Below are 4,835 nucleotides of genomic sequence, written 5' to 3'. Positions count from 1 at the left end.
GTTTTCATACTTGACAGTTTTGTTTAAAGTTAATAATTTCGAATTAACAACTGTCCGATTTTTAGGGAAGCCTACATTTCTACTGTAGAAAAACTTCCAATTTTTAAATACGCCAATAATATAGAGTTATTTCAATGTGTAGGTTTAAAAAAATTAACAGATGTAAATTCAATCTTTAGTATGACTAATTTAAAAGCTTTAATGATTACAGAGTTGGTAGATATAAATGCAGATATTTTTATTGAGCGATTAAAAGAGTTAAAGTTTTTAGAAGTAGCTTATATAACGTTTAAAAACTCATCTGAAAGTGATAGAATTTATAATTATTGTTGTGAAAATGGATTACATTTTAAGCAACCTGGGTTAGTTGATTCAGAACGTTTTGGACTGTATGCTTTATGATGCTCATTAAGCTAAGATCAGAAGTAGAAAAAATGCAAAACATAAAATGACTCGTTTTACAATTGATCAACAGTCAAATGGAATAGCTATGTTATTATAAATTTTCCAATCGCTATTTTCGTTTGCACATATAAGTCCTTGTTGCAGGAATATTTCATGTAGACATTGATCTAATGATTGATCAAAATCTGATACAATAAAAAACGTAGACACTCCTACTTAAACTACCAGACAATCAGTGAGTTTAATCAAATAATAAATATTAATAAAGCGGCTTAACTAATTGTCCGGATTTCATTAGGATATTCAGAGTGTGATTATTGATCAATTCTTAATCCTATATCAAGAATGGGTTAGACTTTAATTTAAAAATCTAACCCAAGCTTTATTTTTGTACTTACACACTTTAAGAGATAGTGCCAGTTAAATATGATTTGGAGTAAGTAGGGGGCCTACTTCCCGATACAAACTATATCTACGATAGATAAAGCTTTTTAGAGCTGTAATTAACTTCTTTACTAAGTAATAACTGTAGTTCACCCAAGGATTAATTTTGTATTAATAGGAGAGTATTATCTTGGGAAGATTTTAAATATTTTTTTTGATAATAGGAGTAGGCTCCTAAAAGAATTTATGGGTAATATGAAAAATGTATTGGGTATGTTTTTGGCTTTGGTATTCTTATCGTGTTCAACTAAAAAAGAGGATTCTGAGCAAGTTGTAGATATACAAATAGAAGAGAAGGGTTTTTTGACGAAAACTAAAGAAATATTTATAGACTCTGATGAAGTTAAAAACGATAGACGCTTAACTTATCTAACAGATATGATTACAAAGTATCCAGATTATAAGTTAGTTCTTGAATTTTTTAACTCAGATAACAATCCTTATATTTTAGAGGCTAATGGAGATTTATATAAAATTATTGATTCTCAAATAGATGATGCAGGATCAAAAGTTTATAAGTATGAAGATGTCTTGACGTATTTTTATAAAGCAAAAGAAAATTTTTATATCTATAGTTTTTCAATTGACAATGCTAAGAAATTAAGCTGTACTAGTGTTAGACGCATAGGGGATGGGTTGTTTAAAACAGATATGCATGACATTGTTTTTGAGGATCACAAAATAGTTAAAGAAGACTATAAAGGAGAAGTTTCTACTAAGTTTTATAAGGAAGGCAAACAACAATATTTTCGCTATTCAAATAAAGTAAATGGAGATAAGGTTGTTCATACTTTAAATCTGGGGACAATAAAAGAGTTTTAATATGTATAAAAAAATTATAGTAGTAGCATTGTTTGCAAATGCATTTTTTCTTTACTCATGTTCAGAAAAAAAAGAACAAGTTAAAACAGAGGATTATACGCAATCAAAAGAAACGAGTATAGATATAGAATTATATAGTCAAAATGCACTTGAAATTTTATCTAGACATAAAGAGGGTAATCTTCAGGTAGTATTACCTAATATTATTTATGATCAAGTAAAAATATATGATAATTTATTAGTTGAATATGAAAAAAAACAGATTTATGCTAAATCAGATATTGAATTTTTAAATTATAAAGAAGAGATAGATAACCTAGCTTTAGTTAATTTATTAATGAAAGATGTTGAAATTAATTTAGCTTATAATGATTTAGTAAGTGAAATTGAAGACCTAAATATTGCTTATAGTAAGAAATTCAACATTAGTTTAGAGGAACTAAATTCTTTTTATGATCTTGACAACATCATTTTAAGTGAAGAGGTATTATTAAAAATTAAAGAGTTTTCTCAAGACGAAAAGCAAAGAAAACAGGCTGAACATCAAGATAATTTAATAGATATGGGTACTGGTGGGATTGTTTTAGCTGCAGGGTTACTACCTGGTGGAAGCTTAATTACAAAAGGGGCTTTACGAGGATTGTCTCAAGGTGCTAAATTAGCTAAACAAGGTAAAAATCTATCGGCTAATGCAAATACTATAACTAAAGAAACATATAAAATAATGTCCTTCGCTGGAAATACTAAATTAGGCACTAGTACTAGAAACAAAGTTATTAAGTCACTCAGCAATGAAGTTAAGCGTCAAGTTTTAGCAGAGAGACAGTTAATTAATGCAAAAAGACGTGGAACTGCATTAGCAATTAGTAGAGCCACTGAATTAGCTAATGTCAGCCCCTCAAAGATTAAGAGATCAAAAGAGTATTTTAAAGTTATTGAAAATAAGCTAGAAGGAAGAGTGGGAGATTATTCAGATGGTATCTTAGCTGTTCACTTACAAAACATGAGAGAATTGATTAAAAAAAATCAACTGATTTTGAGTGAATTGAAATAGATAAAAATTATTTAACATTTCGGGTATGTACAAAAGAATATTTTACAAAGCCCGACAGCAATTTATCCTTGCTGTTGGGCTTTGTATTCCTAGACTATGGAGTTACTTCCATTTGTTGAGATTTGTTTAGTATGGCGGATTGCTTCTGTTTATGAGCTAGAAGGTACGTTAACCCGACCGGAACAACAAGTAATGGGGAATACAGAACACCTGTCTATACAAATTGTCGCTTGAATATGAGCTGAATTTAGGAAGTGAGAGGCTCTAACTAGAGCTCTTCAAGATCATTGGATATCGGTACTTTGAGTTGTTGAAATACAGTTACCACTTCAAGAATACAGTGTACATCTGCTGGATTTAAAAAGAAAACATCTGCTTGAGTCGTACACTGCTGTACATAGTAGTAAAAAAGTTCATTTATACATTGCGCATAAGCCGTAAAGCTTGCTTGTTGATCAAAAAGCGATTGAAGTAACGCTAAGATGTACAGATCGTTTGCGGGAAGCAACGGATGGGTTGGAGTTGCATTCATATGCTGTGAGTTGAAGGAAAAAAAAACGTATGGGTTAAGAGTCCTAGCGTTCACATAAACGCTTGCAGTTGTTTCCAATCCTGCGACTGTACCATACGAGTCAAATTTTTTGTTTTATGTGATTAAATTTAGTCCTTGTTTTTTATTTTATACAATTGATTACTAGTGTTTTGTATACATATTTTTTAGGGAGTATGTGTTTTGAGAATGTTTTTTTTTGTATTCGTTATCTCCAATAGATGTTTAACTTTTAGATATTTAAAATAGAAAAGGTCGTTTTAACCAATGAAGAGGATACGGAATGTAGTACAAGCTCCTTTTTAACGGCAAGTGAAGGAAATTAGTAAAAAAAGGATGTTCGATTTGAACATCCTTTTTTGTTTTATCTAGAAATCTGGTGTATTTATTTACCACCCTACTTTTCATCCTTTTAGGGATAAGGGGGGCTATTGGGTGAGGCAGAACAGATGTTCCCTCCTGTTTTATACCACAGGCGGAAGCGGGGCTAATGATTCAGCTAGGTCTTTTAAAAACGTAAGTTCTGCTTTAAGTGCCTCAAGTGCTTCTTCTGTATGCATGGATAGGATAACTGTGTCATTGTTCCAATTGATCAGCGGATCAAAATATTTATGACAAACCCAACCTAAGTCATTATTTGAATATTTATATCCGTTTTGTTTAATGCTGTCCTTTGTAGGTTCTGAATAGGTAAAAGGTGTTTTTAAATTGGTAAAATAGCCAAGCCCCATATAAAAATCAACTAAGTTATCTCTATCGAATTCACCAAAAACACCAATGTTTTTGTCTTTTATATCTGTTGTATAAATCACAAAAGGCTGGTATTTTGTTTTCAGGTTTTCCAGTTCTAAGCCCGTGTGTTCCATACCCAACTCGTGGACAAGCGCTCTTACTTTTACTAGAAAGGCTTCTTGAACGGCTTGATTTACGTTATCTCTATATGATAATAGCTTTTGAAAACTCTCTAAAGAATCATTGTCTTTTAGAATATGGTCTATAATTGTCTTATCCATAACATCTGAATTGCGTTGGTAGGTTAGTTTTTTTATGAGTTTCATGTATTGAGCAAGAGCTTCACGGAGTATAGGGAGATCAATACACTCCTTTCTACAGGCATCTAGCCAGTTCAAGAGATCGTAGTGATAGGTCATGTATTCATTAACAAAGGCATCATACTCCTTGGTGTTTTCTTCAAATAAGGTCAAGTACACAAGAAAAGACGAGGGAAAGCTAGCTCTATACCGTTCCAATTGATTGCCTGTTGGACCAGCGTTTACTTTGTTCTCGATCAGAATAATCCGGTTGTTTTTGTCTTTAATAAAAATATCGATTCGCCCTCCTTGTGTGTCTGTTACTTTTCCTGCGTAATACTCCGTTTTAACATAGGCCGAGTCACAATCAAAGAAAGCGAGGTCATAAGGGGGTGTTTTCGCGTTTTTGATCACAGCGATAAACTGCTCCAAAAAAAGGGCACCTTGTCCATGTGTAGGCTTCCCTAAAAATCGGACAGTTGTTAATTCGAAATTATTAACTTTAAACAAAACTGTCAAGTATGAAAAC

General features: G+C 31.9%; 6 protein-coding genes. 4 read left to right on the top strand and 2 right to left on the bottom strand.

Features of this window, described 5'->3' with window-relative positions; all coding sequences use genetic code 11:
* Window positions 1–180: 180 nt before the first annotated feature.
* The 4 genes from HX062_RS15960 (at window position 181) to HX062_RS15945 (ending at window position 2,959) form a co-directional block, all read left to right on the top strand.
* On the top strand, window positions 181–402 hold the full coding sequence (locus HX062_RS15960; protein WP_286468109.1) for a hypothetical protein: 222 nt from the start codon (window positions 181–183) through the stop codon (window positions 400–402).
* Between the two features lie 642 nt (window positions 403–1,044).
* Window positions 1,045–1,671 carry a hypothetical protein gene (locus HX062_RS15955; RefSeq protein ID WP_286468108.1) on the top strand — a complete coding sequence of 209 codons (627 nt, stop codon included), beginning with the start codon at window positions 1,045–1,047 and terminating at the stop codon, window positions 1,669–1,671.
* Window position 1,672: 1 nt separating this feature from the next.
* The gene (locus HX062_RS15950; protein WP_286468107.1) at window positions 1,673–2,725 is read left to right on the top strand and encodes a hypothetical protein; all 1,053 of its coding nucleotides are present in this window, start codon (window positions 1,673–1,675) and stop codon (window positions 2,723–2,725) included.
* A gap of 96 nt (window positions 2,726–2,821) precedes the next feature.
* Complete coding sequence (locus tag HX062_RS15945; RefSeq protein ID WP_286468106.1) at window positions 2,822–2,959, top strand: hypothetical protein; 138 nt, start codon at window positions 2,822–2,824, stop codon at window positions 2,957–2,959.
* A gap of 34 nt (window positions 2,960–2,993) precedes the next feature.
* On the opposite strand, the gene HX062_RS15940 is transcribed toward HX062_RS15945, so the two are convergent.
* Complete coding sequence (locus HX062_RS15940; RefSeq protein ID WP_286468105.1) at window positions 2,994–3,257, bottom strand: hypothetical protein; 264 nt, start codon at window positions 3,255–3,257, stop codon at window positions 2,994–2,996.
* A gap of 482 nt (window positions 3,258–3,739) precedes the next feature.
* A partial coding sequence (locus HX062_RS15935; protein ID WP_286468104.1) for a PDDEXK-like family protein occupies window positions 3,740–4,835 on the bottom strand: 1,096 nt, incomplete at its 5' end.

The organism is Myroides sp. DF42-4-2, from assembly GCF_030326445.1.
In the GTDB taxonomy this organism is placed as follows: Bacteria; Bacteroidota; Bacteroidia; order Flavobacteriales; family Flavobacteriaceae; genus Flavobacterium.
This window is presented reverse-complemented; position numbering and strand designations above follow the sequence as displayed.

Bases quoted from the DNA above. Each gene is read 5' to 3' on its own strand.
- HX062_RS15960 (WP_286468109.1), top strand. From the start codon at position 181: ATGACTAATTTAAAAGCTTTAATGATTACAGAGTTGGTAGATATAAAT.
- HX062_RS15955 (WP_286468108.1), top strand. From the start codon at position 1,045: ATGAAAAATGTATTGGGTATGTTTTTGGCTTTGGTATTCTTATCGTGT.
- HX062_RS15940 (WP_286468105.1), bottom strand. From the start codon at position 3,257: ATGAATGCAACTCCAACCCATCCGTTGCTTCCCGCAAACGATCTGTAC.
- HX062_RS15945 (WP_286468106.1), top strand. From the start codon at position 2,822: ATGGAGTTACTTCCATTTGTTGAGATTTGTTTAGTATGGCGGATTGCT.
- HX062_RS15950 (WP_286468107.1), top strand. From the start codon at position 1,673: ATGTATAAAAAAATTATAGTAGTAGCATTGTTTGCAAATGCATTTTTT.